General features: G+C 60.2%; 21 protein-coding genes. 14 read left to right on the top strand and 7 right to left on the bottom strand.

What is annotated here, in order from left to right:
* The first annotated feature begins 4 nt into the window (after positions 1 to 4).
* From ACFC5L_RS17930 to leuB, 4 genes are read left to right on the top strand one after another with little or no spacing between them, the layout of a single operon-like run.
* Positions 5 to 1,603 (top strand): 2-isopropylmalate synthase, encoded by a 1,599-nt coding sequence (locus ACFC5L_RS17930; protein ID WP_375204363.1) that lies wholly within the window; start codon positions 5 to 7, stop codon positions 1,601 to 1,603.
* Entirely contained in the window at positions 1,600 to 3,036 is a 1,437-nt protein-coding gene (leuC, locus tag ACFC5L_RS17925; protein ID WP_375204364.1) for a 3-isopropylmalate dehydratase large subunit, read from the top strand. Before ACFC5L_RS17930 ends, leuC begins: the two co-directional genes overlap by 4 nt.
* On the top strand, positions 3,036 to 3,611 hold the full coding sequence (leuD, locus tag ACFC5L_RS17920) for a 3-isopropylmalate dehydratase small subunit (protein ID WP_375204365.1): 576 nt from the start codon (positions 3,036 to 3,038) through the stop codon (positions 3,609 to 3,611). Before leuC ends, leuD begins: the two co-directional genes overlap by 1 nt.
* A gap of 11 nt (positions 3,612 to 3,622) precedes the next feature.
* Positions 3,623 to 4,663 (top strand): 3-isopropylmalate dehydrogenase, encoded by a 1,041-nt coding sequence (gene leuB / locus ACFC5L_RS17915; protein WP_375204366.1) that lies wholly within the window; start codon positions 3,623 to 3,625, stop codon positions 4,661 to 4,663.
* Between the two features lie 101 nt (positions 4,664 to 4,764).
* On the opposite strand, the gene ACFC5L_RS17910 is transcribed toward leuB, so the two are convergent.
* Complete coding sequence (locus tag ACFC5L_RS17910) at positions 4,765 to 5,211, bottom strand: nucleoside deaminase (RefSeq protein WP_375204383.1); 447 nt, start codon at positions 5,209 to 5,211, stop codon at positions 4,765 to 4,767.
* Positions 5,212 to 5,301: 90 nt separating this feature from the next.
* Here ACFC5L_RS17910 and upp point away from each other — a divergent pair, with 90 nt between their 5' ends.
* Complete coding sequence (gene upp / locus ACFC5L_RS17905; protein ID WP_375204367.1) at positions 5,302 to 5,937, top strand: uracil phosphoribosyltransferase; 636 nt, start codon at positions 5,302 to 5,304, stop codon at positions 5,935 to 5,937.
* Here upp and ccmE read toward each other — a convergent pair.
* On the bottom strand, positions 5,934 to 6,395 hold the full coding sequence (gene ccmE / locus ACFC5L_RS17900; protein WP_375204368.1) for a cytochrome c maturation protein CcmE: 462 nt from the start codon (positions 6,393 to 6,395) through the stop codon (positions 5,934 to 5,936). The two genes, upp and ccmE, sit on opposite strands and share 4 nt — an antisense overlap.
* A gap of 102 nt (positions 6,396 to 6,497) precedes the next feature.
* On the opposite strand from ccmE, the gene ccmA reads away from it, so the two are divergent.
* The 4 genes from ccmA to ACFC5L_RS17880 are packed head-to-tail and all read left to right on the top strand — an operon-like array spanning position 6,498 to position 8,675.
* Entirely contained in the window at positions 6,498 to 7,115 is a 618-nt protein-coding gene (gene ccmA / locus ACFC5L_RS17895; RefSeq protein ID WP_375204369.1) for a heme ABC exporter ATP-binding protein CcmA, read from the top strand.
* The gene (locus tag ACFC5L_RS17890) at positions 7,112 to 7,780 is read left to right on the top strand and encodes a heme exporter protein CcmB (RefSeq protein ID WP_375204370.1); all 669 of its coding nucleotides are present in this window, start codon (positions 7,112 to 7,114) and stop codon (positions 7,778 to 7,780) included. The genes ccmA and ACFC5L_RS17890 overlap by 4 nt, the downstream gene beginning before the upstream one ends.
* Before the next feature lie 14 nt (positions 7,781 to 7,794).
* Positions 7,795 to 8,538, top strand: a complete 744-nt coding sequence (ccmC, locus tag ACFC5L_RS17885; RefSeq protein WP_375204371.1) for a heme ABC transporter permease CcmC — start codon at positions 7,795 to 7,797, stop codon at positions 8,536 to 8,538.
* Positions 8,538 to 8,675, top strand: coding sequence for a heme exporter protein CcmD (locus ACFC5L_RS17880; protein ID WP_375204372.1), 138 nt, complete (start codon positions 8,538 to 8,540; stop codon positions 8,673 to 8,675). Before ccmC ends, ACFC5L_RS17880 begins: the two co-directional genes overlap by 1 nt.
* On the opposite strand, the gene ACFC5L_RS17875 is transcribed toward ACFC5L_RS17880, so the two are convergent.
* The 3 genes from ACFC5L_RS17875 to ACFC5L_RS17865 all read right to left on the bottom strand — a co-directional run bounded on the left by ACFC5L_RS17875 (position 8,672) and on the right by ACFC5L_RS17865 (position 14,022).
* Positions 8,672 to 9,493, bottom strand: a complete 822-nt coding sequence (locus ACFC5L_RS17875) for a DsbA family protein (protein ID WP_375204373.1) — start codon at positions 9,491 to 9,493, stop codon at positions 8,672 to 8,674. The genes ACFC5L_RS17880 and ACFC5L_RS17875 overlap by 4 nt on opposite strands.
* 57 nt (positions 9,494 to 9,550) lie before the next feature.
* A complete protein-coding gene (locus tag ACFC5L_RS17870; protein WP_375204374.1) occupies positions 9,551 to 11,056 on the bottom strand; it encodes a M48 family metalloprotease in 1,506 nt (501 codons plus the stop codon).
* A gap of 128 nt (positions 11,057 to 11,184) precedes the next feature.
* A complete protein-coding gene (locus tag ACFC5L_RS17865; RefSeq protein WP_375204375.1) occupies positions 11,185 to 14,022 on the bottom strand; it encodes an Rne/Rng family ribonuclease in 2,838 nt (945 codons plus the stop codon).
* Positions 14,023 to 14,766: 744 nt separating this feature from the next.
* Here ACFC5L_RS17865 and ACFC5L_RS17860 point away from each other — a divergent pair.
* The 3 genes from ACFC5L_RS17860 to prfB all read left to right on the top strand — a co-directional run bounded on the left by ACFC5L_RS17860 (position 14,767) and on the right by prfB (position 20,391).
* On the top strand, positions 14,767 to 16,089 hold the full coding sequence (locus tag ACFC5L_RS17860) for an N-acetylmuramoyl-L-alanine amidase (RefSeq protein ID WP_375204376.1): 1,323 nt from the start codon (positions 14,767 to 14,769) through the stop codon (positions 16,087 to 16,089).
* Between the two features lie 607 nt (positions 16,090 to 16,696).
* Entirely contained in the window at positions 16,697 to 19,201 is a 2,505-nt protein-coding gene (locus ACFC5L_RS17855) for a penicillin-binding protein 1A (RefSeq protein ID WP_375204384.1), read from the top strand.
* Between the two features lie 79 nt (positions 19,202 to 19,280).
* A protein-coding gene (prfB, locus tag ACFC5L_RS17850; RefSeq protein WP_375204377.1) for a peptide chain release factor 2 occupies positions 19,281 to 20,391 on the top strand; the annotation gives its coding sequence in 2 pieces (ribosomal slippage) (positions 19,281 to 19,349 and positions 19,351 to 20,391; 1,110 coding nt in all).
* Between the two features lie 404 nt (positions 20,392 to 20,795).
* Here prfB and ACFC5L_RS17845 read toward each other — a convergent pair.
* Together ACFC5L_RS17845 and ACFC5L_RS17840 are read right to left on the bottom strand one after the other, a co-directional pair.
* Positions 20,796 to 22,214, bottom strand: coding sequence for an amidohydrolase (locus ACFC5L_RS17845; protein WP_375204378.1), 1,419 nt, complete (start codon positions 22,212 to 22,214; stop codon positions 20,796 to 20,798).
* 163 nt (positions 22,215 to 22,377) lie between these two features.
* Positions 22,378 to 23,007, bottom strand: a complete 630-nt coding sequence (locus ACFC5L_RS17840) for an outer membrane protein (RefSeq protein ID WP_375204379.1) — start codon at positions 23,005 to 23,007, stop codon at positions 22,378 to 22,380.
* A gap of 195 nt (positions 23,008 to 23,202) precedes the next feature.
* Between ACFC5L_RS17840 and ACFC5L_RS17835 the strand changes: the two genes are divergently transcribed.
* Both ACFC5L_RS17835 and ACFC5L_RS17830 read left to right on the top strand, forming a co-directional pair.
* Positions 23,203 to 24,774: an AbgT family transporter gene (locus ACFC5L_RS17835; protein ID WP_375204380.1), complete on the top strand. Its 1,572-nt coding sequence runs from the start codon at positions 23,203 to 23,205 to the stop codon at positions 24,772 to 24,774.
* Between the two features lie 25 nt (positions 24,775 to 24,799).
* A complete protein-coding gene (locus ACFC5L_RS17830) occupies positions 24,800 to 26,461 on the top strand; it encodes a DUF885 family protein (protein ID WP_375204381.1) in 1,662 nt (553 codons plus the stop codon).
* The last annotated feature ends 123 nt before the right edge of the window (positions 26,462 to 26,584 follow it).

The following is a 26,584-nucleotide window of genomic DNA, read 5'->3' as shown; positions in this document are numbered from 1 at the left end:
GAAAATGACCAACACGGATACAGATGTAAGCGACGTAAAAAAGGCGCAGGCCGGCCACGTCAAAATTTTTGACACCACTTTGCGCGACGGCGAACAGGCGCCGGGCTTTTCCATGTCCACGGATGCAAAGCTCATTGTCGCCCGCACGCTTGAAGCGCTGAATGTGGATATTATTGAGGCGGGGTTCGCCGCGGCGTCCCCCGGCGATGCGGCGGCGATTTCGGCGGTGGCGTCTGAAATTCAGAAGCCGACCATCTGCTCCTTGTCGCGCCTCAACGACAAGGATATTGAGGCGTCTGCCCGCGCCTTGGAGCCAGCCCGCAGAAAGCGCATTCACACCTTCATCGGCACCAGCCCGACGCATCGCGACGCCAAGCTGAAGATGACCAAGGATGAGATTATTGAGCGCATCGGCCGTCTCGTCGCTTTCGCGGTTCCACTGTGCGACGAGGTTGAGTTTTCGCCGGAAGACGCCATCCGCACTGAACGGGATTATCTGATCGAAGCGGTCAACACCGCGATCGAGGCTGGCGCCACGACCATCAACATTCCCGATACGGTGGGCTATACGACGCCGGAAGAGATTACGGATCTGTTCCGGTTTCTGTCGGAAAATGCAAAAGGCGCCGAGAACGTCACCTTCTCCACCCATTGTCACGACGATCTCGGCATGGCGGTGGCGAATTCGCTGGCCGCGGTGCGCGGCGGCGCCCGGCAGATTGAATGCGCCATCAACGGTATTGGCGAGCGGGCGGGCAATTGTTCGCTGGAAGAAGCAGTGATGGCGATCAAGACCCGCCGTGATTTCTTCAATCTGGAAACGCAAATCGAGACGGAAAAACTCTATCCGGCGAGCCTTGCGCTGGCGCGGGTGACGCATAATCCGATCCCGCGCAACAAGGCGATTGTGGGCAAGAACGCTTTTGCTCATGAAAGCGGCATTCACCAGCATGGCGTCCTCGCCGACAAGCGCACCTATGAGATCATGGATGCGGAATCGGTTGGCATGCCTGCGAATTCGATTGTGCTTGGCAAGCATTCCGGCAAACACGCCGTGCGCGCCCGCGCCGAGGCGTTGGGTTTTAAAATTTCCCAGCAGAAAGTCGAAGACATTTTTCCGGCTTTCAAGAAACTGGCGGATACGACACGCGAAGTCACCGACGCGCAGCTTGTCCGGCTGATCTCCGGCAACTCCATCGTCGACGGGCGCATCGGTCCCTGGCGGATGCGCCGGACCGATCTCCATATCGATATGGAGGAAGGAACGAAACCCAATGCTCGCGTCACGCTGGAGCATGATGACGGTGAAACGCGCACCGTCACCCATGAAGGCGTCGGTCCGATCGATGCGGCTTTCGCGGCGGTGTGCGCCATTACCGATGTTGCGGGCCGCATCAAAGTGCTCGATCTCCACCATGAAGCCGAAGAAGGCGTTGTGCGCGCCGACGCTGTTGTGACCGTGAATGGACGGGACTACTCCGGCAAGGGCAAGGAAGTCGACATCGCCGATGCGGCGGTCGCCGCTTTTGTCGCCGCGATCAATCAGGCGGCGGCGATTAACACTGATTTGAGTGTAATAGAAAATGAGGCCGCTGCGTCATGAGTGAGTTGAGTTCCCAATCTCCCGCGAAATCTCTTTTCGACAAGTTGTGGGAGCGTCACGTCGTTGTCGAAGAGACGGCGGAGGCGCCGGCGGTTCTTTATATCGACCTGCATCTCATTCATGAGGTGACGTCGCCCCAGGCTTTTTCCGTTCTTGACGCGCGCGGGCTCAATGTTCGCCGGCCGGACAAGACGTTCGGCACGCTCGATCATTCGACGCCGACAATGCCGGCGAACGCCAAAGGCGAGCTTCCCTATGCGACGCCGGAAGCGAAAAGCCAGGTCGATACATTGATCAAAAACTGTAAAGAACATGGCGTGGAGCTTTTAAATCTCGGAGATCCGCGCCGCGGGATCGTTCATGTGATCGGACCGGAGTTGGGTCTGACGCAACCGGGCAAGACCATCGTTTGCGGCGACAGCCACACCTCCACCCATGGCGCCTTTGGCGCGCTTGCTTTCGGTATCGGCACGACGGAAGTCGGCCATGTGCTCGCGACTCAATGCGTGTTGCAGCGTAAGCCGAAATCCATGCGGGTCGTTTTTGACGGCGCCTTGCCCGACGGGGTTGGCGCAAAAGACATGGCGCTGGCCATGATCGCGCAGATCGGCGCCGATGGCGGGCAGGGCTGCGCCATTGAGTTCGCCGGCGAGGCGGTGCGCGCGCTGTCCATGGATGGCCGCATGACCCTGTGTAACATGTCCATTGAGGCGGGGGCCCGCTTCGGCATGATTGCGCCGGACGACACCACTTATGATTGGCTGAAAGATCGCGACTATGCGCCAAAGGGGCTTGCCTGGAATGAGGCGCTTGCTGACTGGATGGAGTTGAAGACAGAGCTTGGCGCCCATTTCGACCGGGAGGTTCATGTGGACGCAACGAAGATACGCCCCATGATCACCTATGGCGTGTCGCCCGACTCCGCCGCGCCGATTGATGAGATGGCCCCGACGCCTTCAACCGAAGCCGAGCATCACGCCGCAGACTATATGAAGTTCGAGGCAGGCAAGCCCTTTTCGAATGTTGCGGTTCATCGCGTGTTTATCGGAAGCTGCACCAATTCGCGTTTGTCAGATTTGCGTGAGGCGGCGATCGTCATGCGTGGACGCAAAGTCAAACCGGGTGTTGTGACTTTGATTGTCCCGGGATCGGAAGCGGTGAAACGCGCCGCGGAAGCGGAAAAGCTCCATGAAATCTTTCTGGCCGCCGGCGCTGAATGGCGCGAACCGGGCTGTTCCATGTGTATCGCCATGAACGGTGATAGCGGCAATCCGGGCGAACTTGTGGTCTCAACCTCGAACCGCAACTTTATCGGTCGTCAGGGTAAGGGCGTGCGCACCGTGCTGGCGAGCCCCGCCACAGCGGCGGCGTCGGCCATTGAAGGCCATATCGCCGATCCGCGGCCCTATCTTTTTGCGCGGGAGAGCGCCTGATGTCTTTTGATCCATTCCAGACCCTGACCTCGCGCACCGTTGTGTTGCCTCAGGAAAATATCGACACCGACCAGATCATTCCGGCGCGATTCCTGACAACGACGGTGAAAGAAGGTCTGGGCAAGTCCGCTTTTTACGACTGGCGTTATGATGAAGACGGGCGGCCGAAAAATTCCTCCGTCTTCAATGGCGTCAATCCGCAAACCCATCAGATCCTTGTTGCGGGGTCGAATTTCGGCTGTGGCTCTTCGCGCGAACATGCGCCCTGGGCGCTCGCTGATTTTGGCTTTCGCGCCGTCATCAGTTCGGACATCGCGGACATCTTCAAAAGCAACGCCCAGAAAAATGGCTTGCTGCCGGTTGAGGTGGACGAGGAAACCCATAAAAAGCTGCTTGCGTCACCGGGCGCAGAGGTCAGCATCGATCTTGAAAACTGTGAGGTGACTTTTGGCGATGGAGAAAAGGGAAGTTTCCCTATCGAGGCGTTCGCACGCCGCTGTCTTCTCGACGGCGTTGATCCGCTCGGTCATCTGATAAATCAGTTGCCGGATATCGAAGCCTACGAAGCGCAATAAGAAAGATAAAAATGGCGATGATCGCTTTTCTTCCCGGTGATGGCGTCGGGCCTGAGGTCGCAGACGCAGCGAAATCCGTGCTCAAAACTGTTGCGAATAAATTCTCCCTGACGCTGGAGTTCAAGGACTGTTTCTTCGGTGGCGCGGCGATTGACGCATGCGGAGACCCGTTTCCGCCGGAAACGAAAGAGGCGTGCCTTTCCGCTGACGCGGTTTTTCTCGGCGCGATAGGCGGACCCAAATGGGACAAGGCGACGCGGCGGCCGGAGGCAGGCCTTCTTGAAATGCGCAAGGCGCTTGGTGTTTACGCCAATCTTCGCCCGGTCAGTGTTGCTGCCGGCATGCAGCATTTGTCGCCGCTGCGCGAAGACCGCGTGACCGGTGTTGACATGCTGATCGTGCGGGAACTTACGGGCGGTATGTATTTCGGTGCTCGCAGCGAAGGGAACGACCGCGCCACGGATGAATGTCTTTACACGAAAGAAGAAGTGACCCGTGTTGCGCGGATCGCCTTTGAAGCGGCGAAGAAGCGCAAGGGCCGCGTCACGTCAGTTGATAAGGCCAATGTGCTGGCGACCAGCCGCCTTTGGCGCAACGCCGTCGAAGAACTTCATGAGGCCGAGTATAAAGACGTCGAACTCACTCATATGCTCGTCGACGCCATGGCCATGAAACTCATTCAGGCGCCGGCGGACTATGACGTGATCCTCACGGAAAACCTCTTCGGCGACATCTTGAGCGACGAAGCATCTGTGCTGTCCGGTTCTATCGGGTTGGCGCCGTCAGCCTCATTGGGTGACGGAACGCGCGGGCTTTACGAGCCGATCCACGGCTCCGCGCCGGATATTGCGGGGCAGGGGAAAGCCAACCCCGTCGGCGCGATCATGAGCGCGGCGATGCTGCTGCGTTACAGTTTGGGTGAAGGCGGTGCTGCTGACGCCATCGAGGCGGCGGTCTCGAAGGCGCTGGCGTCAGGCCGCGGCACCGGCGACATTGGCGGCAAGGACAATACCGCATCTTTTACGGATGCGGTTGTGGAGTTGATTGGCTGATCTCTTCCCCCGCTCGCGGGGGAAGTACCGGCGAAGCCGGGGATGGGGGTAAGCCCCCTCCGTCGCTTCGCGACACCTCCCCCGTAAACGGGGGAGGAAAATCACTCCATAATATCTTCATTCCACAAATCCGGCTTTTCGCGGATGAAGCGCGCCATCAAATCCAGCGAAGCCGGATGAGCGACGTCAATCACCTCGACGCCGCGCGAGCGCAAGAACTCTTCATTGCCGCCGAAATTCTTCGTGTCGTTGATAACAACGCGAGGGATTTTGAACTGAACAATCGTGCCAGAACACATCATGCAGGGCGATAAAGACGTATAGAGCGTCAGGTCGCGATAGCTTTTCTGTCGCCCCGCTTTCCTGAGGCAATCCATCTCCCCATGTGCAATCGGGTCGCCCTGCTGCACGCGCTGATTATGCCCGGCGGCGGTCAGCTCCGGGCCCCGCGCCAGCACCGAGCCAATGGGAAGGCCGCCCTCGTCATAGCTTTTTTTGGCCTCGGCATAGGCCCGCTCGATGAACTCATTGTCCCAGTCATTCAGCATCATGGTTCTCCTGATGGACAAGATCAGCCCCATGATTGATAAAGGCCGGAACGCAGAAAAACCAGACGCCGCCAGGACAATTGAGGGCTCATGAACGACAACCTCACCATCGTCGACCATCCGCTGATCCAGCATAAACTGACGATCCTTCGCGACAAGGAAACGCCGACGGCCCAGTTCCGGCAAGTCTTGCGGGAAGTCGCCATCATTCTCGGCTGCGAAGTGACGAAAGACCTGACCCTCGGCAAGATCGATATCGAAACGCCGCTGGAGAAACTGAGTGCGCCTTATCTCGAAGGCAAAAAGCTTTGTTTCGTGTCGATCCTGCGCGCGGGCAACGGCCTGCTTGACGGGTTGCTCGATCTCATCCCGTCGGCGCGGGTCGGCCATGTGGGCATTCAGCGCGATCACGAAACGCTGGAAGCGCATCGTTATTATTTCAAAACGCCGGACAAGCTCGGCGAACGTCTGGTAATTCTTGTCGACCCTATGCTCGCGACCGGCAACACCGCCATCGACGCCGCGAATGAGTTGAAAAAAGCGGGCGCGAAAAACATGAAATTTCTCTGTCTTGTCGCCGCGCCCGAAGGCGTTGAGAAATTTTCAAAGGCGCATCCCGATGTGCCGATCATCACGGCGGCGCTCGACCGGCAATTGAACGATGTTGGCTATATCCTGCCGGGTCTTGGCGACGCCGGCGACCGGATTTACGGCACCAAGGGCTAATTCGTCAGCGGTGTGTCTTGCGCCGGTTTCAGCTCGTGCGAGATGCCTTGCAGTTCTTTCGGAATGTAATTTTCATCATGTTTGGCGAGGATTGTGCTCGCGACGAAGACGCCTTCTTCGTTAAAGGCGCCTTGCGCAATCACGCCCTGGCCTTCCCGAAAGAGATCGGGAACGATGCCTGAATAGGCGACGGGCATGGTCGCGCCGCCATCGGTAACGCGGAAATTGATCTCCAGCCCATCGCCATGGACGAGGCTGCCGGTCTCCACAAGGCCGCCAAGGCGGATGCGCGCGCCGGGCTCAATCACGGCTTCAGCCGCTTCGCTGGGCGTATAGAAATAGGCGATGTTGCGCTGGAGCGCGGTAAAAACGAGCGCAGCGGCGCCGGCGAGGAGGACGCCTCCGCCCACGACAAGGCCCAAACGCCGGTTCCGGTGGATCGGTTTCATAGGTTCCATGTAGCGCGTCGCCCGCCGCCCGCCAAATGAACTCGCGACGGGCCGATTGTCGCGGGGATTTCGCCTGTCAAAAGCTGGGCGAATTGCCGTAAAGACGGGGCCATGAGCTCTTACCGCCGCGCCATCTCCCTTGCCGCCGACAATGCCGGGTGCGACCGCGCCGGGGCGGCGGTCGTGCGCGGGGTGACGTTTTCGCTTGGCCCGGGTGAGGGGATGCAGCTTTTCGGGCCTAATGGCTCAGGCAAGTCGAGCCTGTTGTCCATGTTTGCGGGGCTCATTCGCCCGGCGGAAGGCGGAATTCAATGGCGTGTCGACGATGCGCCGGGCGATACGGCGCCGGAAGGCGGCGTCTTTTTTCTGGGCCATGACGCCAGCGTCAAACCGGCCCTGACGGCGGAGGAGAATTTGCGCTTCTGGGCGCAGGCGAATGGCGGCGGCGATGTCGACAAGGCGTTGAATGCAGTCGATGCGGCGTCGTTTCGCCATCTGCGCGCCGGGCGTCTGTCCGCCGGACAGCGCCGCCGCGTGGATCTCGCCCGGGCGCTGCTTGCTGACCGTGAGGTCTGGCTGCTCGACGAGCCAACGGCCGCGATCGACCGGGACGGCGTACGGATAATCCGTAAGCTGATTGATGATCATCTGGCGCGCGGCGGGATCGCCATTGTCGCGACCCATGACGATCTGGGCGAGGGGTTCAAACGGCTGGAGCTGGCGCGATGAGCCTCGCCCTCGCCATCCTCATGCGCGATTTGAAATCCGCGTTCCGGTCAGGCGGCGGCTGGTTTTACGCGCTCTATTTCTTTGCGGTGTTCACGGCGCTGGCCGCGATCGCTTTCGGCCCGTCTTTGGGGGCGCTCGCCATTGCGGCGCCGGCGGCGTTGTGGCTCGCCGCCGCCCTCGCCATCCAGTTTGCGGCCACGGATCTTTTTGAGCGGGATATGACGGACGGCTCCCTGCGCGTGCTTGCGGCGGAGCGACAGGGGCTCTTTTCCTACTGGTTCGCCAAGGCGGTGTTTCTGGCGCTTACGGCTGCGGCGCCGATCATCATCGCCGCGCCGTTTTTCCTCACCATGCTCGGGCTTTCCTTTGCGCAAGGGGCTGGCGCTGCGCTGATCCTCGGGGTCGGCGCGCCGGCGCTCGTCTTTATCGCCGTTTTGACATCGGCGTTGAGCGCGGGGCTTCGCGCCGGCGGGCTGCTCGCGATGATTATCGCGGCGCCGTTCACAGCGCCAGTGCTGGTCTTCGGCGTCACGGCCGCGAAGGCGTTTCTTGCGGGGGCGGGTCTGTTCGGCCCGGAGACCTTGATTTTGGGCGCCCTTAGCCTGTTTATGGCGGCCGCAACGCCCGTCTTCGCCATCGCCGCTTTACGGGTCAGCCTCGAATAGGAGCATCAGGGTTCATGTGGAGCCGGTTTTCCAATCCAGCAAAGTTTGAAGCGTTTGCGCGCGGCGCGGGGCCGGTTGCGTTTATCGTTTTCGTGATCGGCGCGCTCTACGGACTTTACGCCGGGCTGTTCATGGCGCCCGCCGATTACCAGCAGGGCGACAGCGCGCGGATCATGTATGTGCATGTGCCCGCCGCATGGACGGCGCTTGCGTCTTATACGTTCATTGCGGTGATGAGTCTGATCGCGTTTGTCTGGCGCCATTCGCTCGCCGATGTCGCGGCGCGCGCGGCGGCGCTTCCGGGCGCCGTTTTCACCGCGCTCGCCCTGTTCACCGGCGCGGTGTGGGGCAAGCCCACCTGGGGCGCTTACTGGGTGTGGGACGCGCGGCTCACTTCCATGTTGCTGCTTCTTTTCATCTACTTTGGCTACATGGCGGTGTGGCAGGCGGTGCCGGAAACGGCGCGCGCCGCGCGCTTTGCCCGCATTCTGGCGCTGGTGGGGTTCATCAATATTCCCATCATCAAGTTTTCCGTCGACTGGTGGAACTCGCTGCATCAGACGACAAGCGTCATGCGTCTAGACGGACCGACCATTCACCCGAGCATGCTCTGGCCGCTTCTGGGCATGGCGATCGCCTATACGGCGCTGTTTGCCTGGCTTGTCTTTACCGGGATGCGCGCGGCGCTGATCCGCCAGCGGCTGGAAGCGCGCGGGCGGCGCGCGCCGAGCCGGCCCACCACAGCGGAGGCGGTGTAATGGATTTCAGCGCCCATACGACGCCCTATATCCTCACCGCCTATGCGGTTTCTATTGTCGCAATCATCGGACTGATCGTCTGGCGGATGACGCAGCTTAAAAAAGCCGAGCAGGATGAAAAAGCGGCGAAGACCTAGCCCGCTTTTTTCGCCTCATTGATCATCTCGCGGAGATTTTCTTCGCTCCAGCCCACCATGACATCCACAAAGTCGCCGTTGGTGGAGGCGACGATAAAGGCCGGCGTCCCGTCGACGCCCATTTCCTGCGCAAGCAGGTGGTTCGCCTGGATCATGTCTGGGATTGAACCGGAGTCGATTTCCTTGTTCATCGCCGCAACATCAAGGCCGTGTTTGCGGGCGAGGTTGTCGACGCGCTCCTTGGTCAGCACGCCGGAGGAGCTGAGCATGTCAAAATGGAAATCGAGAAACTTGTCGCTGTCACGCGCCGCCAGCGCCATCTCCGCCGCATAGGCTGACTCTTCGCGCAGGATCGGCAGTTCGCGGAACACGACTTTGACGTCGGCGTCTTTCTTCACGACATCCTGTACGAGGCCCGCCGCGGTTTTGCAGTAGCCGCAGTGATAATCGTAAAGCTCGATGACGGCGACTTTCGCCGTTTCCGGTTTCTTGCCGGCGACGTGGCTGGTCGCCGGATCGAGGAGAAGGTCGAGATTGGTTTTGGCGGCGGTTTGCGCGCGTTCGACCTCGGCCATGCGCTGCTCAAGGCTGTAGGCGTTGACCGCCTCGATGATGACTTCAGGATTTTCCATGAGATAGGCGCGGACGATCTCGCCGATCTCCTGTTCTTCAAGTTCGGAGAAAGACGTCGACACCTGCGCATGAGACGCTTTCGGCCCGGTTTCTTTTTGCTGGGCGGCCGAATAACCGACGGCGAGGGCGCCAAGCAGAAATGACCCCGCGAGCGCGGCCCCGATGGCGGTTTTTGCATTCAACATGTGTCTTACTCCTGTCCCCTCGAAGGCGCTGTTCACGCCGCTGATCTGTGATGTCGATTAATTGCTGTCGATAACGACCGGATCGGGCACGTCCGGTGTTTTCTTTTCCTGTGGCTGGCGCTCTTGCGGCGACGGCAAAGGTTGCGGCGCCGGTTGGGCCGAAGGCAGCGGCGGCGCGCCTTCAGCGGGCTGCGTGGCAAGAATGATGTCCATGGCCTGGCGCCATTCGGCGGTGCCGCGCTCCAGTCCAGGCAGGGCGCGGCGCGCAAAGTGATTGGCGTCGGGATGGGCGCCGGCTTGAAACCGCGATTCCGCCGTGGCGAGGTCGGCCTTCGCCGTTTCACCCTGTTCAGCATAGGCGCGGGCGAGTTCATACCAGGCGAAGCCGTTGTCTTTTTCCTTGGCGACGGCGCGCTTCAGATGGATCGTTGCTTCGGCGATGAGATCCGGTTCATGGGACGCGATCAGCGCGCGCGCCAGATTGATCCGCATCAGCGGATTGTCGGGAAGAAGCTCCACGGTTTTACGATGTGGGGCGATAGATTCATTGGTGTGGCCATATTCGAACAGGATTTGGCCTTCGAGTTCGTTGAAATACGGATTGTCTGGATGTTCCGCTGTCAGGGTGCGAATTTCTTTCAGCGCCTTTTCAATTTCGGAATGGCGATAATAGGCGACGGCGCGGGCGTAATGCGCGGGGTCTGATTGGTCCGATAACGGATAATCGCGCAAGGTTTGCAAAGGGTCGTGGAGAAAGCCCTTGATTTTCGCCTGTATGAGATGAAGCCGATGGATCTCTTCCGGACTGTCCTGAACATTGAAATAGGGGGATTCCATCGCCCGGGTTTGCAGCGCCGAAAAGCGCTCATTGGCAAGCGGGTGCGATTGCAGAAACGGATTGACGCGCTGGCCGGTGATAATCTGGTAGTTGCGCATGCGGCTCCAGATATCCATCGCGCCCTTGGTCGATTTGCCGAGGCGGTTGAGATAGGTGATGGACGACTGGTCGGCGGTCGCTTCCTGGCTGCGGCTGTAGACGAGATAGTCCTTGATCGCGATATTCTGGCCAAGGCCGAGAAGGCCGATGCCGGCTTCCGGCGAACCGGCGGCGATCGCCGCGCCAGCGAGGAGCAGGCCGAGGAGCATTGGCGTGCCGGCATTCGCCATGGCTTCGGCGGACCGGGCGCCGTGATTGCCGGCAAGGTGACCCGCTTCATGCGCGATGACGCCTTCAATCTCGTTGGGCGTCTTGGCGAAGGTGAACAGACCGGAATTGACGCCCATATAGCGCCCGCCTGCAAAGGCGTTAAATGTCGGGTCGTTGACGATGATGATTTCGATGGATTTGGGATTGAGCCCCGCCGCCGCAAAGATCGGCCGGGAATAGTCTTCAAGCCATTGTTCGATTTCGGCGTCGCGCAAGGTGGAAATGCCTTGCGCCTGCGCCGCGATGGGCGCTGCGGCTGTCGCAAACGCCGCCAGGGCGGCGAGCGATTTCCGCAAAGTCGATCCGAATTTCGCCGACGCTTTCACGACCTGCGCCTTAACTAACTGCAACGGCATGCCTTTACCCTTTCGCACGCCCCCCGGCCATCTGGCGCACGCAAGCCTTAGTCTAATGGCGCTTTGCGGCGATTTCGAGATGCGGCGCCGTCTGGCGCCGCATTTGTGAGTGCGGTGGCAAGCGCCTTTCAGGCATCCCCGCCGCGGCTCCACCAGCCTTTTTTCTTCGGCTTCTGGACAGTCGGCTGAGGCGTTCCGGCAAGGTCGTCCGGCGACGTTTCTTCCGGTTTGTCCTCGGTCGCTGTCTCCGCTTCTATTTTGGGCTCGGAGGCGTCATGGCCGTTTTCATGGGCGGCGCCATTGGGCTTTTTGGTCTCGGCCTGGGGCGCCGGTTCGGCTTCCTCCGCCGCAACAGGTTGTTCGCGAGCGGGTTCCGCTTCCGCCGCTGCAGGTTCAGAACTGGCTTCCGCCTCCGCTTTCACCGCATCGCCATCTGCATTGTCATCAGCCTGGGCGGCGGCGTCTGTATCCTGGCCGTCTGTCGCATCGTCGCGATTACGGCGGTTGCGGCGCCCGCCGCGACGGCCCCGGCGGCGGCGGCGGCGCTTTTCACCGTCTTCGCTTGTATCGCCGTCACCGTCATGGGCTTCGCGCTCTTCGGCTTTCTCGCCGTCACCATCCTCTTCGCTTGAGGAGGCGTCGCTGTCGCGCGCTTCGGTGGTGTCTCGGTCCTTGCGGCGGCGGCGGCGGCGGCGTTTTTTGCGCTCACCGTCACGTTCTTCGCTATCCGTATCGTCGCTTGCCGCTTCGGCTTCTGGTTCTTCTGGCGCCTCCACCAGATCGGTCTGATCAGCCTGGATGACTTGCGCCATATCCGTGCGTTCGCGCGGCGCGCCGCTTTTTTCAAGCGTGTAATCGTCGCCTGTGCGGTCTGTGTCGGGGATAAGCTGAACGGTGACGCCGTTTGCATCCTCAATACGCTTCAGCCAGTCGCGGTGATGGTTCAGGATATAGACGGTGACATCGAGCGAGGCGTGAACGGAGAGGACCCCGGCGCGGCCTGTCGCGGCTTCGCCCTCGACAGCCCGTAAAATTCTGATCGCCGCCATTTCCGCCGAACGGATGACGCCGGCCCCGGCGCAAGTGGGGCAGGCTTGTGTTGTGCCGTCGACAATGCCGGAGCGTCTGCGTTGCCGCGACATTTCCAGAAGGCCGAAATTCGAAATACGGCCGAGCTGGATGCGTGCGCGGTCATGCTTGATGGCGTCTTTCAGCGCCTTTTCAACCTTGCGGTTGTTGCGCTGTTCTTCCATGTCGATGAAATCGAGCACGATAAGACCGGCAAGGTCGCGCATGCGGAACTGGCGCGCAGCCTCATAAGCGGCTTCGATATTCGTCTTGAGCGCGGTCTGCTCAATATTGCGTTCGCGCGTGGCGCGGCCGGAGTTGACGTCGATGGCGACGAGCGCTTCCGTTTGATGGATGACGATATAGCCGCCCGATTTGAGGCGCACTGTCGGGTGATACATGCCGTCAAGTTGTTGTTCGACGCCATGTTTGAGAAAGATCGGCGCTGCGCCTTTATAAGGCTGCACATGTTTTGCATGGCTCGGCATCAGCATTTTCATGAAGTCTTTGGCTTCACGATATCCCGCTTCGCCCTCGACCTGCACTTCGCCGATATCCTTGTCGTAAAGATCGCGGATGGCGCGTTTGATGAGGCTCGCCTCTTCATAGATCAGGCAGGGCGCGACAGACTTTAACGTCAGGCTGCGGATATTCTCCCACAGACGCAGGAGGTAGTCGTAGTCGCGCTTGATTTCGGTCTTGGTGCGCTTGGCCCCGGCGGTGCGGATGATCAGCCCCATGCCCTGGGGCACGTCGAGACTGTCTACAACGCGGCGCAGGCGCTTGCGGTCCGTGGAATGAGGGATCTTGCGGGAGATGCCGCCGCCGCGGGCGGTGTTCGGCATCAGGACGCAATAGCGTCCGGCGAGCGACATATAAGTGGTCAGCGCCGCGCCTTTATTGCCGCGCTCTTCTTTTACGACCTGCACGAGCAGGATCTGGCGGCGCTTGATGACTTCCTGAATTTTGTAATTGCGCAGGAGCTGGGAACGGCGGCGCTTGGCGTCCTTATAGCGTTCGAAAAGGGCGTCGCGCTCTTTTGCTTTTGAGCGCTTTGTTTCTGGCGTCTCAGCCTCTTCATCCTCAGCGTCGTCTTCGTCTTCGTCTTCGGAGTCGTCGTCCTGTTCGTCGTCCGCGTCGGAATCTTCGGCGCTCGCTTCCACAGCGTCCGCGTCATCATCTTCCGCATTGTCGTCTTCTGCGTTGTCGTCGACGGCGGGCTCTTCCTCAGAGTCTGCGTCTTCAGCCGCGGCGTCGACAGTGTCTTCATCAGAGGCTTTGGCGTCTTCGTCCTCATCCTCGGTTCTCACCGGGGCCGGCGCGCCATTTCCCTCGTCTTCTTCGCCGTCCTCTTCCTCTTCTTCTTCCTCGGAAGGATCGCCGATGATTTCATCGGTGGGATCGGCGTCATCATCAGAGTCGTCATCATCGCCGTCGGCCTTCAGCTTTTCTTCGGCCGCGTCCTCTTCGTCATCGCGATTGTCGTCGGCCTTGCGGCTGCGGCGGCGTTTGTTATGGCTGGCGTTTTCTTCCGTATCCTCGTCGTCCTCATCATCGTCGTGATCTTCATCGCCGCGAGAGGAGAGTTCGAGTTGCGAGGCCAGTTCGGCGACTTCGGCTTCTGCGGCTTGCAGCGCTTGCCGGTCGGAGACGGGGATCTGGTAGTAATCCGGGTGAATTTCGCTGAAGGCGAGAAAGCCGTGGCGGTTGCCGCCATATTCTACGAAGGCCGCCTGAAGCGACGGCTCAACGCGCGTCACCCGCGCCAGGTAGATATTTCCTCTTAGAGGCTTGCGCGCCTCTGATTCAAAATCAAAGTCCTCGACTTTTCCATTGTCGAGCACCGCGACGCGCACCTCTTCGGGGTGTGCCGCGTCGATCAGCATCTTTTTTGTCATTGTATAGGGCTCCGCAATGTGGCGGCAGGGCCGGGACATTGCTTGTGTTGGATCGCTGCTGGATCTGGCCCGCGCACAGCATCTCACGCGCCGGACAGGAAACCTGTCGGTTTGCGGCGGAGAGTATCGGGGCGGTCACTGTCATCAGCGAAAGCTGTTTTTTCCTGTGCCGGCGTACCGGCGAATGAGATCGCCGGACATCCGGCGGATTATTGGCGCCGGCGAACCGGCTGGACGTTTTCGGCGCTGAGCGCCGGGATGGCGCAATTGCGCCCTGATTTGCTCCTCGCGCAGCCGGGTGTTCCAGTGAAGCGCGGGTCGGCTTTGGGGGAGCTGCCGACGTTAAGTTTCTGGAAAGACTGGCTTTTTTCGCCTCTTTCCCGAAAAATTCTTTGTGATGCGCGGGGGCTTTGATCTCCCTCGGCCCGGTTCCTAGATGGGCCTTTTGCACCATAACATCAATAGTTTGCGGTTTGGCCGATGCTTCGGCGCTGCGCAAGCTGTTTTTGACCATGCCATGAGTGCGGGGAAAAAGAAAACCCATGGTTAACGCCGACTCAGTATTCCATGGGAATATTCGGACAAACGATCCGTAATGATTAAGACAGCGTTAACGCTGGCGAAATCAGAATACCGCCTTTAAAGGTTGCCTCGGGGAGTTTCGGGGCATTGAGGGCGGAAAAGGACCGGCGGGCGAGGGCCGCGCCGTTCCGTGTATGTATGGGCCGAGGCGTATGGATGGGCATGATGGCCAGATTCTGTAAAGCATCGCAAAGACTTATGCGTGTTGCGGCGGTTTTCGCCGGACTCGCCCTTGCGCTTGCCGGGACTGGCCGCGCCGCCGAGCTTCTCGATGTGCGCTTTGGGCCCGGCAAGGATAAGACGCGAATCGTCTTCGACCTCAAAGGCGCCCCCCAATACGCCGTTTCCGGCGATGACCTCGGGGCGGGCCGGATTTTTGTCCATTTTGAAAGCCTTGACGGCGCCGTCTCAGCCAAGAGCGGCATGGGCCATGTGGCGGCGGCGCGGTTCGCCAGCGAGGGCCGCGGCGTGCGCGCCATGCTGGAGCTTAAAAAGACGGCGAAGATCAAAGAAGTTTTCGTTATTGAGCCGTCGCCTGGCGTGGCCAAGCACCGCCTCGTTATCGATCTCGTCACGGCCGACAAGGCGGGGCTGCTGGCCAGCCTGCCGGCCCGCAAAGACGACATCGCCGCCATTATCGAACAGGTGACAGGCGCTGCGCCGACTGAAAAAGCGCCCGCCCAGGTTGCTCACGCCGATATTCCGCCTGCGCCCTCCGTCAAGGAAAGTGCGATCGCGGCAAAGGCTGAAAGTCAGGTTGTCGTGATTGATCCGGGGCACGGGGGCCGCGATCCGGGCTCCCAGGGCCAGAGCGGCACTTATGAGAGAACCGTGACAATGACGGCCGCACTGGAGTTGAAAGCGCTTTTGGAAAAGCGAGGCGGATACGACGTCGTTCTGACGCGTGAATCCGATACGGATAAGCGGATTATCTCGAGCCAGCGTGACGAACTTGCCCGCCGCGAGTCGCTGGCCCGCGCTGCGGGCGCCGACCTGTTTATCTCCCTTCACGCAGACGCGATTTCCCAACCGGCGGTGCGCGGCGCCTCCGTTTACACCCTGTCGGAAGAAAGCACGGCGCGGTCAGCCAAAATCGCCAAGTCGCAGGGCGATTACCAAGTCTATGACGTCAATTTGAAAGAGTATGACTCCGTCGTCGGCGATATCCTGTTCGATAAGGCGCAAGACACGACCATGACGAAATCGTCCAAATTCGCCGAGATCTTGATCAAGAATTTGTCCGGTAAAACGCCCATGCTGAACCGCTCGCACCGGCAAGGCGATCTGCGGGTTCTGCTGGCGCCGGACGTGCCGGCGGTGCTTCTGGAAATGGCCTTCATCTCCAACGCCAAGGACGAGGCGAACCTTAATTCTCCGGTCTGGCGCGGCCGGACCATGGGGGCGGTGGCCGACTCAATCGACGCCTATTTCGAGTCTGAGAGCCGCCAGCGTCAGGCGCAGCTCGCCCCGGCGGCCGGGCAATAGGGCTAAACCTTACGAAAATAAGGGATTTGCGGCGCTATTGCGCCTCGCTGCCGTCCAAATTATGCGATAAAGGAAGGGTAGGAGGCGCAGGGACAGGAGAGGCGCCGCCGGGAAGATGACGAGCCAGGCAGGTAAGGTATTTGGGAGCCCGATGGCCAATGCCGGGCCGGGTGTGGGGCGGAAAATGCCGGGACAAGCGTAAAGACCGATGACCGATCACAGAGACGACGAGCATGACAACAGGCCGCCGGCGGGTGACGAGCGCCTGCAATTCGGCGACGCGCCAGGCGATGACGGCGATGAGCCGTCACCCGCGCTTTCGGCGGCGCCTGATGATGATGACGAGCCCATCGAGCATGACATGTTCACCCGCCAGGATGCGGCGGACGATGACGACGAGGATGAGGCTCCCGCGCCGGAACGGGTGAAGGCCGGGCCGGTGGATCAAGAGCCAGCCGAAGAGGAAGTCTTTCTCGGCGAGGACGACGAAGTGGAAGATAAGCCGGAGCCGCTCGCTGCGCCGAAGCGCCGAACGGCGCCGGAAGATACGCCGGCGGCGACACCAAGCGCCGCGCCGTCTGGCGGCGGCGGTGGATGGGTGGTTTCGATGTTCAAATTTGTCGGCTTCGCTTTCGCCGCGGGCGCCCTTGGCCTGATCGGCGTCGCCGGTTTTTCCGCCTGGTATCTCCACAACCTCAACAAGGACCTGCCCGATTACCAGCAGCTTGCGGAATATGCGCCGCCGGTGACGACGCGCGTCTATGCGGGCGACGGATCGCTCGTTGCAGAATTCGCCCGTGAACGGCGCCTGTTCGTTCCCATCGAGGCCATGCCCGATCATGTTAAATATGCGTTTGTCTCGGCGGAAGACCAGTCTTTCTATGAGCATTCCGGGATCGATTTTCGCGGTCTAGTGCGCGCGCAATTGTCGAATATCAGCAACGTCCTGCGCGGGCGGCGGCTTGAGGGCGGCTCGACCATCACGCAGCAGGTTGCGAAAAACTTCCTTCTGACCAGCGAACAGAAAGTCGAACGCAAGCTGCGCGAAATGCTCATCGCCCGGAAGATGGAGCGCACCTTCACCAAGGACCACATTCTTGAGCTTTATCTCAACGAGATTTATCTCGGCAATCGCTCCTACGGCGTGGCGGCGGCGGCGCTTAATTATTTCGACAAGTCACTCGACGAGTTGACCATTGCAGAAGCGTCTTATCTGGCGGCGATCACCAAGGGACCGAGCAACTATCATCCGATTGATAACGAAGCGCGCGCAGTCGAGCGGCGCAATTACGTGATCGCCCGTCTGGAGGCTGACGGACGGATCACGCCGGAGGAAGCCGCTGAAGCCGAAGCCCAGCCTTTGGGCGCCCAGATCGCGCCGCCGCTCGGCGCGCGCGACTGGACCATGGAGTATTTCGCTGAGGAAGTCCGTAAGCGGATCGTCGATCTTTACGGCGTCGAGGCGCTTTATGACGGCGGCCTTTCCGTCCGCACGTCGGTCGATCCGAATTTACAGAAAAAGGCGGGCGAAGCGCTGCGCCGGTGGCTTGTCACTTATGACCAGCGTCATGGCTGGCGCGGGGCGATTGCGACCATGGAGGAGGTTCCCGGCGAATGGGCGGAGCCGTTCGAGGCGCTGGTCGACGATCTGAAAAATGCGCGCAAGGTGTCTGACGATATGGCGCCGTGGCGGCCGGCGCTTGTGCTTTCCGTAAATGCGTCCGGCGCCGAGATCGGTTTTCCTGATGGTGAGACAGCGTCTATCCCGGTTGAGCTGATGGCTTGGGCGAGGGATTACATTTCCGCCAATGATCTCGGAGATGAGGTCAATGCGGCGGGAAAAGTCCTGAAACGCGGCGATGTTGTTTATGCGGAGAAATACGACGCAGAGACGCTGCCGAAGGACGAGGATGCGGCCGAGGACGCGCCGACAAAGCCGACGCCGGAAAATTCCTACGCTTTGCGCCAGACGCCGGCGGTGAATGGCGGGCTGATCGCAATCGACCCGCATACGGGCCGCGTGCTCGCCATGGTCGGCGGCTTTTCCTTCCAGATGTCGGAGTTCAACCGCGCCGTGCAGGCGGAGCGCCAGCCGGGATCGACCTTCAAGCCGTTCGTTTATTCCGTCGCGCTCGACAGCGGCTATACGCCGTCCTCGATTGTGCTCGATGCGCCCTTCGTCGCGCCCAGCGTCGACAGCTGGTACAAGCCGGGCAACTATATCGCCGGCCGCTATTACGGGCCGTCGACCTTGCGTCTCGGCATCGAGCAGTCGCGCAACGCCATGACAGCGCGTCTCGCGCAGGATCTCGGCATCGGCCGTATCATGGAATATATCGAACGCTTCCAGCTGTCGGACAGTCTGCCGCGCGAGCTCGCGATTTCTCTCGGCGCCGGTGAAACGACGCTGATGAAGATCACCGCCGGTTATTCCGTCTTCGTCAATGGCGGCAAAGGCGTTGAACCGGTGCTGATCGATCGTATTCAGGACCGTAACGGCAAGACAATCTACAAGCGTGACACGCGGGAATGCCAGGCGTGTAACGCCGCCGTCTGGTCAGGTCAGTCAGAGCCGCAATTGCCGGATGCGCGCCGTCAGGTCATGGACCCGCGCACAGCCTATCAGATCACCTCGATCCTTGAAGGCGTCGTTCGCCGCGGCACGGCCGCGCGCACGGTGGGCGGGAAGACCGACAAGCCCATCGCCGGCAAGACGGGCACCACCAACGACTATAAAGACGCCTGGTTCGTCGGCTTCGCGCCGGACCTTGCCGCCGGCGTTTATGTCGGCTTCGACATGCCTCAGACTCTGGGGCAGGGCGAAGCGGGCGGCACCGTCGCCGCCCCGATCTTTGCGGACTTTATGGTTGAGGCGTTGAAAGACGAGGCGGGCATTCCCTTCCGGGTGCCGTCGGGGGTCCGTCTCGTTCGCGTGAACGCCCGCACCGGCAAACCCGCCGGCGCCGGCGACAGAAACGTCATTCTCGAAGCCTTCAAGGCGGAAGACGATCCAAACGCCAGCCGGTCGCTTGAGGATGATTATGCGCTCGATCCCTTAAGCTCTGCGCCGACCCAGGAGGAACCCGAAGAGAACCTCAACGGTCTTTACTAACGGCGCGAGCCTCATCATATAACGCGGGCTGCGCGGCGAAGGCGCGGCTTTCTTCAATGGCCTTGCGCGGGAGACAACGATGCGCGCCGAGATCACAACCCTGACGGACGAAATCAAGCAGTCGCTCGAACTGCTGAGGAGGCGTCTTTGACTGGGATAAGTCAGAAAAAGAATTAGCCGAGCTGAACGCCAAGGCCGAAGACCCCACGCTCTGGGACAACCCTGAAGAAGCGCAGGGCTTGATGCAAAAACGCACCGCGCTGGAAAACCAGATGAATGCGGTGGGCGCCATCCAGTCTGAACTTGATGATCTCGTAGGCCTTGCGGAAATGGCCGAGGAGGAGGGTGATGCGGCGAGCCTCGATGAGGCTCAGACCATGATCGCCGATCTTCACGCCCGCGCCCAGAAAGCCGAAATCGAGGCGCTGCTTTCCGGCGAGGCGGACGCCAATGACTGTTTCGTTGAAATCCATCCCGGCGCCGGCGGCACGGAGTCGAATGACTGGGCGTCGATGCTCCTGCGCATGTATACGCGCTGGGCGCAGCAGACCGGTTACAAGGTCGACGTGATCGAGGAGCAACCGGGCGAGGAAGCGGGCATCAAATCCGCCACCATCCAGGTGAAAGGCCACAACGCCTATGGCTGGCTGAAGACCGAGTCCGGCGTGCATCGCCTGGTGCGGATTTCGCCTTATGACTCCAATGCGCGCCGGCATACCTCCTTTGCGTCCGTGTGGGTCTATCCTGTCGTCGACGACAAGATCGATGTGGAGGTGAATGAAAGCGACTGCCGCGTCGACACCTTCCGCGCGTCCGGCGCCGGCGGTCAGCATGTGAACACGACGGATTCAGCGGTGCGCATCACGCACAATCCGACAGGCATTGTCGTCCAGTGTCAGAATGAACGCTCGCAGCACAAGAACCGCGCAACAGCATGGAACATGTTGCGCGCGCGTCTCTACGAACTTGAACTCCAGAAGCGCGAAGAAGCGGCGCTCCAGCAGGCGGCGTCAAAAACCGATATTGGCTGGGGACACCAGATCCGCTCTTACGTGTTGCAGCCCTATCAGTTGGTGAAGGACACGCGCACGGCCGTGGAACACACCGATCCCGACGCGGTCCTTGGCGGCGATATTGACGCGTTTATGAGCGCCGCGCTGGCGCAGCGCGTCGGCGGCGAGTCGAGCTAACCGGGTTTCGGCGTCTTGGGGTGCGGTGCAACAGGAGCCCGCGTCCAAGTGCTTGATATTTGGGAAATCCGCACTTCGCAGGCGCGGCAAATCTTAACAAAGTCTTAAAATGTGAATTTGGTTAACGCGCATTTCCGTTGACCGGCAGACGTTCGTGATATTCCATTGTGACTGTCGGAACGATTTGATCCTTACACCGACAATCTCTTCGGGAAGCACTTTTCGGGCAGCACATAAAAGGGAGACCCTTTAAAGCCATACCCTGAAATGGATTCATGAATCCCGGACCACGCAACAGAACACACTCAGCAAAGCCAAGTCTGTGATGCTGGCTAGGGATGAATGAAGAAAGCGCGCCTCGCGGTGATCAGCGGGCGCGCTTTTTCTTTGGATCGCGGTTGTGGCTATTTGCGATAGTCGAGCGGCGGTTCGCGATCGCCGAGCAGCGACTGGTATTTGTAATTTTCGCCGCGCGCCGCGTCGAATTCCGCACGGGCGGTTTCCCGCAATTCTGGATTTTCATAAAGCTCAATGGCCGCGAGGGTGAGCGCTTTGGCCGCCACTTGCGCGCCTTTAAAGCCAATAGACATGCCGCTAGCCGCGACCGCCTGCCAGGAATGAGCGGACGTGCCCGGCGCCCAGGTGGCGGTGCGGACACCCACAGTCGGCGCCGCATAGGAGACATCGCCCACATCGGTGGAGCCGTAACCGAGAGAACGGTCATAGGGCTGGATTTCATTGGCGCTTTCGAGTGTCGAGCGGGGATTATCGAAGGTCTTGCGAATTTTCTCGGCGAACTTCTTTTCTTCCGCGCTGTATTCAACGCCGCCGACTTCGTGCAGCTTTTCATCCATCATCTTCGCCAGCGTTTCATTGACGAGCAGCGGATTGTTGCCGTGAATGACTTCCCACTCGACCTCGGTGCCGGTGCCCATGGCGGCGCCGCGCGCGGCGTCCTCGACACGCGCCCAGATCTCTTCGACGCCTTTCGCGTCCGGGTGGCGCACATAATAAAAGACTTCGGCGAAGTCCGGCACGACATTCGGCGCATTGCCCCCTTCGGTGATGACGTAATGAATGCGGGCGTCCTGGGGAACGTGCTCACGCATCATGTTGACCATCATGTTAAAGCCTTCAACGCCGTCGAGGGCGGAGCGGGCGCGCTCCGGCGCGCCGGCGGCATGCGCCGAAACGCCTTTGAAACGGAATTTCGCCGAGCGGTTCGCGAGACTTGTGCGTGCGGCGGCTGAGTTTTCGTCATCGGCATGCCAATGAAGCGCGATGTCCACATCGTTGAAAAGACCGGCGCGAACCATATAAACCTTGCCGCTGCCGCCTTCTTCGGCGGGGGTGCCGTAAAGGCGGATGCGGCCCGGCGTCCCGGTTTCTTCAAGCCAGTCTTTCACGGCGAGCGCGGCGGTCAGCGAGCCTGCGCCAAACAGGTTGTGGCCGCAGGCGTGACCGGCGCCCTTGCCGTCAATCGGCGCCCGGGTCGGCGCATCGCCCTGATTGATGCCGGGCAGGGCGTCGAACTCCGCGAGGATCGCGATGACGGGTCCGCCCTCGCCATATTCTGCGATGAAGGCCGTTGGTATGTCCGCGACGCCTTTGCGGATCGAAAACCCGGCGGCTGACAACTTGTCCTGAAGCAGATTGCTGGAGCGTTCTTCCTGATAGCCGACTTCCGCCCACTCCCAGAGCTGACGGGCGACAGACGCTGTTTCGTCATAGCGCGCGTCAATGCCGGCGACCACCTCAGCGTCATTGGCGAAGGCGCTCGCGGGAAGAAGCGATAAGGCGGCGAAGAGAAAAGAACGATGCATGCGGCTGGGCCCTCCAAGGCTGAAACGAAGGAGACAGCATGGCATGGTTGCGCAAGCTGCGCCTAGAGCCAAAGCGCATGGATTTGTGGAGGATGAGGAAAAAGGATGCGGCGGCGCAGTGAGCCGGTGCGCCGCCGCCAGCGGCTATGGAGAGAGAGAAGGTTTAGCCGCCGAATTTCACTTCGAGATTGACGCCGAAACTTTCAGCGTTGGCGTCGCCGAATTCGTAATGGGTGTAGTCGGCGCGCAGGGAGAGGTTTTCCGTGAAATCATACGCGGCTGACGCGCCAAAGGCCGGCCCGTCGTCAGAGCCGCCGAAGACAAGCTCGTTACCGCCGAGTGTCTGCACAGTGGAATCGATCTCGGCGAAGGCGTAGCCGGCGCGCGCTGAAATATCCAACCGGTCGCTCACCGGCAGGATGAAGCGGCCATAGCCGCCAATCATATAATCAAGGCCGAGATCGCCGGGGCCGGCGATGACGTCATCGAAAAAGCCGTCATTATTGTCGTCGAAGTCGAGGTCGTCTTCATCGCCGTTGAAATCGAACCCGCCATCGTCGACGCCGAAAGTGATATCGCTTTCAACCGCAAAAAAGCGCGAGAACTGCCACCCGCCCCGGGCCGTCACGCCATGCACGGCAGCGTCGCCGCCGAGCTCTTCATCGAAATCGAGATAATTATAGCCGCCGGAAATATAGGGACCGGTTGTCTCCGCTCCCCCTTGTGCATGGGCGGCGCCGGCGGCGAGCGTGGTTGCGGCGCAGAACAGAGCGGCTTTTGTTTTGATCTTCATGTTTTATGTCCTTCCAACTGTTACTGAGGATGCATGTTGATCCGCCAACAGGCGCGAAGGGACGCAGTTCCAACCCTTCGAAAGGTTCATGTTGCAGAGCGGCGCCGGTCGTTAAGGCCGTTCCTTAAGGAAGGCGCATGAATTGCCTTCATGCGGAAATCCGCTCAAACTTCCACAAAATTAGAGGAGGGCGGCATGGCCGAGACGCAAGCGCGCGCGCAAAAGGGGTTTCTGGGGTGGGTGGAGCGGACGGGAAACCGCTTGCCGGATCCCGTCTTCATCTTTTTCTATCTTATTATCGCATTAGTGGCCGTCAGTATTCTCGCCGCCGTGGCGGGATTATCCGTTCCGCATCCGACACAGAAAGATGCGGCGACCGGCGCGCCAGTGATGATCAACGCCGTAAGCTTGCTGTCCGCCGCGAATATTCAACGGTTATGGGTCGAAATGCCGGCGACGTTCACGCATTTCCATCCGCTGGGTTACGTGCTTGTGGTCATGCTTGGCGCCGGCATTGCCGAACGCAGCGGCCTTTTCGGCTCGTCCATGCGGGCGGCTGTCCGGAACGCGCCAAAATTTTTGCTGACGCCCATGGTCGCGCTCGTCGCCATGGTCGGCAATCTCGCCGCCGACGCCGCCTATGTGGTGCTCATCCCGCTTGCAGGCGTTCTCTATGCGGCGGCGGGAAGGCATCCCATCGCCGGGATCGCGGCCTCCTTCGCCGGCGTATCCGGCGGGTTTTCCGCAAACCTGTTGCCGGGCCAGCTTGATGCGCTGTTGTTCGGCATTACCGAATCCGCCGCGGAAGCGATCGTGCCCACCTGGGACGCAAACATCGCCGGCAACTGGTATTTCATTTTCGCGATGACCTTTGTCTTTCTGCCGGTGATCTGGTTTGTGACGGACCGCATCATTGAGCCGCGCCTTGGCGGCTATGTTCCGCAAGGACCGGCGGGCGAGATGATCAAGGACGGCGACAAGCCGTTGACGCCTGACCAGAAGAAAGGCCTTCGTCATGCGCTTGTTGCGTCGTTGCTTGTTTGCGCCTTGTGGGTGTTTTTCACCGTTGGACCGGGCACGCCGTTGATCGATGAGGCGGCGCGGCCGGAAGCGCGGCTGTCGCCGTTTTACAAGTCGCTCGTCGCCGGATTTTTCATCCTGTTCATGGCGGCGGGCTGGGCCTATGGCAAGGCGGCCGGCACCGTCAAAACCCATCGCGATATTGTCCGTATGATGTCGGAGGCGATGAGCGATCTTGCTTACTATCTCGTGCTCGCTTTCGCGGCGGCGCATTTCGTCGCCATGTTCGCATGGTCCAATCTCGGCCTCATCTTTGCGGTGAACGGCGCTGACTTCATCCAGGCGTCGGGCTTGCCTATGCCGCTTACGCTGGCGCTGATTGTGTTGCTGACCGGTCTCGTCAATCTCTTCGTCGGATCGGCGAGCGCCAAATGGGCGCTTTTGGCGCCGGTGCTGATCCCCATGTTGATGCTGCTCGGCGTCAGCCCGGAAACGACGACCGCGGCCTACCGCGTTGGCGACAGCGCGACAAACATCATCACGCCGTTGATGGTCTATTTCCCGCTGATCCTGACTTTCTGCCAGCGCTGGCAAAAGGACTACGGTCTCGGCAGCCTGACCGCGACCATGATTCCCTACTCGCTATTCCTGCTTGTGAGCGGGCTTGTGCTGGTCATGATCTGGGTGACGCTTGGCCTGCCGCTCGGGCCCGGGGCGGAGCTGCATTACGAATTGCCCGCCCAATAGCCACACGTAAATTGGAGAACTGATCATGAAAAGGCTGGTTTTGGTCTTCGCCGCCGTGATGGCGTCCTGCGCATCCGCTTTGGCGGCGGGACCGCCGTCAGGCCGCGGATCTTACAAGGAGCTGCAAGAACTCTATGAAAGTTTTCTGGATGAGAAGACGCCCGCGGCATGGAACGCCAATTTCAATGACCCGAATGCGCCAAATCACGGTCTCATTGATTACGGTTCTGACGCGAGTGCGGCGCGCCTCAGCAAGATTGAAGACTTAAGAGCGAAACTTGACGGTCTCAATGTCGCCGCATGGAAGCGTTCGCGTCAGTCCGAGTTCCTTGCCGTGCGCGCGCAGATGGATGGGGAATTGTTCCGGCTTCGCGTGTCACGGCCCTGGGCCCGCGACCCGGGTTTTTATGTCGATCAGCTCTTGCGGTTCACCTTCACGGATCTGCCGGTTGAGGGTGAAGAAAAAGCGCGGCTGGAACGGCAGCTGGCGGCGGTTCCGGCGATCATTGCAGCAGCGCGGGACAATCTTGACGATGTCGCGGTCGATTATGCAACCCTTGCCATTCACAATCTGACAAAACCGGATGGCGTTGGACATGGCCATCCATATCGGGCGGTTCCGCCGGCGGGCGTCATTGGCTGGTATGAAGACCTTCATGCGCGTGCGCTTGAACGCCAGCCGGAATTGGCGCCGAGCGTGGCCGCGGCGAAGGATTCCATTGTCGGGTTCAAGGATTGGCTGAACGCAAATCTTGACAGTTTCACCGCGCCCGCAGGCGTCGGCGCCAGCCAGTATGACTGGTATCTGAAACACGCAAAGCTGTTGCCCTATACCGGCGATGAACTAATCTTGATGGCTGACCGCGAATGGGAGCGTGTGTTTTCATTTTACACGCTTGCACGCCACCGAAACCGGAATCTGGCTGAACTTGAGCCGGCGGATAGCAAAGAAGACTATGAAGCGCGCATCGAAGCGACCGACAAGAACATCCGGGACTTTTTGAGGCGCGAAGAGATCATGACGATCCCGGACTATGTGGGAAAGCTTGGTTACAACGCTCCTTTCATTGAAAGACCGCAAGGGCTGAATTTCTGGGAGGCGGTGCAGTTTCGCGACCCCCATCCCGATCATCTCCACGCTGTCATTCCGGGGCACCGTTTCGACGGGCTTGTGGAAGACAACAATGATCATCCCATTCGCGGGCGTCTCACCGACGGCGTCCGGACGGAAGGGTGGGGCGTCTATCTGGAAGAGGCGATGATGCAGGCTGGCGTTCTCGGCGACCGTCCGCGTGTTGATGAACTCATTTATCTGTTCGGCATATTCCGGGCGGCGCGCGTGCCGGCGGATGTCAGAATGCAGCGCAATGAATGGTCGGTGCAGGACGCCGTCGACTTCATGCGCGAAAAAACGCCCTGGCTCGATGAAAATGTCGCCCGTGTGGATGCGGAGATCTATCTGCGCCGGCCGCCCGGATATGGCGTTGGCTACACAATCGGCATGTTGCAGATGCGCAAGCTGCTCGCGGATGTTTCCGCGCAGCAAGACGATGATTTCGTCATGCGCGATTTTCACGATGATTTCCTGGCGGCCGGCCGTTTGCCGATTTCCCTGATCCGGTGGGAGATGACGGGACTGGACGACGAGGTTGTGGATTTCTGGAATACCGAACCTATGCCTGACTAGAGCGTCGAGCAAATAACGCGAATCAAATCTGTTTGCATTGATGGCGAACCGTGATTCACCATTTTTGGAGGTGAACCATGGGCCAAGCTGTTTCAAATGATATGCGCCGTCGGATGGTGCGCG

It is taken from the genome of Hyphococcus sp., from assembly GCF_041986965.1.
In the GTDB taxonomy this organism is placed as follows: Bacteria; Pseudomonadota; Alphaproteobacteria; order Caulobacterales; family Parvularculaceae; genus Hyphococcus.
This window is presented reverse-complemented; position numbering and strand designations above follow the sequence as displayed.

Bases quoted from the DNA above. Each gene is read 5' to 3' on its own strand.
- ACFC5L_RS17890 (WP_375204370.1), top strand. From the start codon at position 7,112: ATGAGCCTCGCCCTCGCCATCCTCATGCGCGATTTGAAATCCGCGTTC.
- ACFC5L_RS17930 (WP_375204363.1), top strand. From the start codon at position 5: ATGACCAACACGGATACAGATGTAAGCGACGTAAAAAAGGCGCAGGCC.
- leuD (WP_375204365.1), top strand. From the start codon at position 3,036: ATGTCTTTTGATCCATTCCAGACCCTGACCTCGCGCACCGTTGTGTTG.
- ACFC5L_RS17870 (WP_375204374.1), bottom strand. From the start codon at position 11,056: ATGCCGTTGCAGTTAGTTAAGGCGCAGGTCGTGAAAGCGTCGGCGAAA.
- ACFC5L_RS17910 (WP_375204383.1), bottom strand. From the start codon at position 5,211: ATGCTGAATGACTGGGACAATGAGTTCATCGAGCGGGCCTATGCCGAG.
- ACFC5L_RS17845 (WP_375204378.1), bottom strand. From the start codon at position 22,214: ATGCATCGTTCTTTTCTCTTCGCCGCCTTATCGCTTCTTCCCGCGAGC.
- ACFC5L_RS17855 (WP_375204384.1), top strand. From the start codon at position 16,697: ATGTTCAAATTTGTCGGCTTCGCTTTCGCCGCGGGCGCCCTTGGCCTG.
- ACFC5L_RS17880 (WP_375204372.1), top strand. From the start codon at position 8,538: ATGGATTTCAGCGCCCATACGACGCCCTATATCCTCACCGCCTATGCG.
- ACFC5L_RS17835 (WP_375204380.1), top strand. From the start codon at position 23,203: ATGGCCGAGACGCAAGCGCGCGCGCAAAAGGGGTTTCTGGGGTGGGTG.
- upp (WP_375204367.1), top strand. From the start codon at position 5,302: ATGAACGACAACCTCACCATCGTCGACCATCCGCTGATCCAGCATAAA.
- ccmE (WP_375204368.1), bottom strand. From the start codon at position 6,395: ATGGAACCTATGAAACCGATCCACCGGAACCGGCGTTTGGGCCTTGTC.
- ccmC (WP_375204371.1), top strand. From the start codon at position 7,795: ATGTGGAGCCGGTTTTCCAATCCAGCAAAGTTTGAAGCGTTTGCGCGC.
- ACFC5L_RS17875 (WP_375204373.1), bottom strand. From the start codon at position 9,493: ATGTTGAATGCAAAAACCGCCATCGGGGCCGCGCTCGCGGGGTCATTT.
- ACFC5L_RS17840 (WP_375204379.1), bottom strand. From the start codon at position 23,007: ATGAAGATCAAAACAAAAGCCGCTCTGTTCTGCGCCGCAACCACGCTC.
- ccmA (WP_375204369.1), top strand. From the start codon at position 6,498: ATGAGCTCTTACCGCCGCGCCATCTCCCTTGCCGCCGACAATGCCGGG.
- leuC (WP_375204364.1), top strand. From the start codon at position 1,600: ATGAGTGAGTTGAGTTCCCAATCTCCCGCGAAATCTCTTTTCGACAAG.
- leuB (WP_375204366.1), top strand. From the start codon at position 3,623: ATGGCGATGATCGCTTTTCTTCCCGGTGATGGCGTCGGGCCTGAGGTC.
- ACFC5L_RS17830 (WP_375204381.1), top strand. From the start codon at position 24,800: ATGAAAAGGCTGGTTTTGGTCTTCGCCGCCGTGATGGCGTCCTGCGCA.
- ACFC5L_RS17865 (WP_375204375.1), bottom strand. From the start codon at position 14,022: ATGACAAAAAAGATGCTGATCGACGCGGCACACCCCGAAGAGGTGCGC.
- ACFC5L_RS17860 (WP_375204376.1), top strand. From the start codon at position 14,767: ATGATGGCCAGATTCTGTAAAGCATCGCAAAGACTTATGCGTGTTGCG.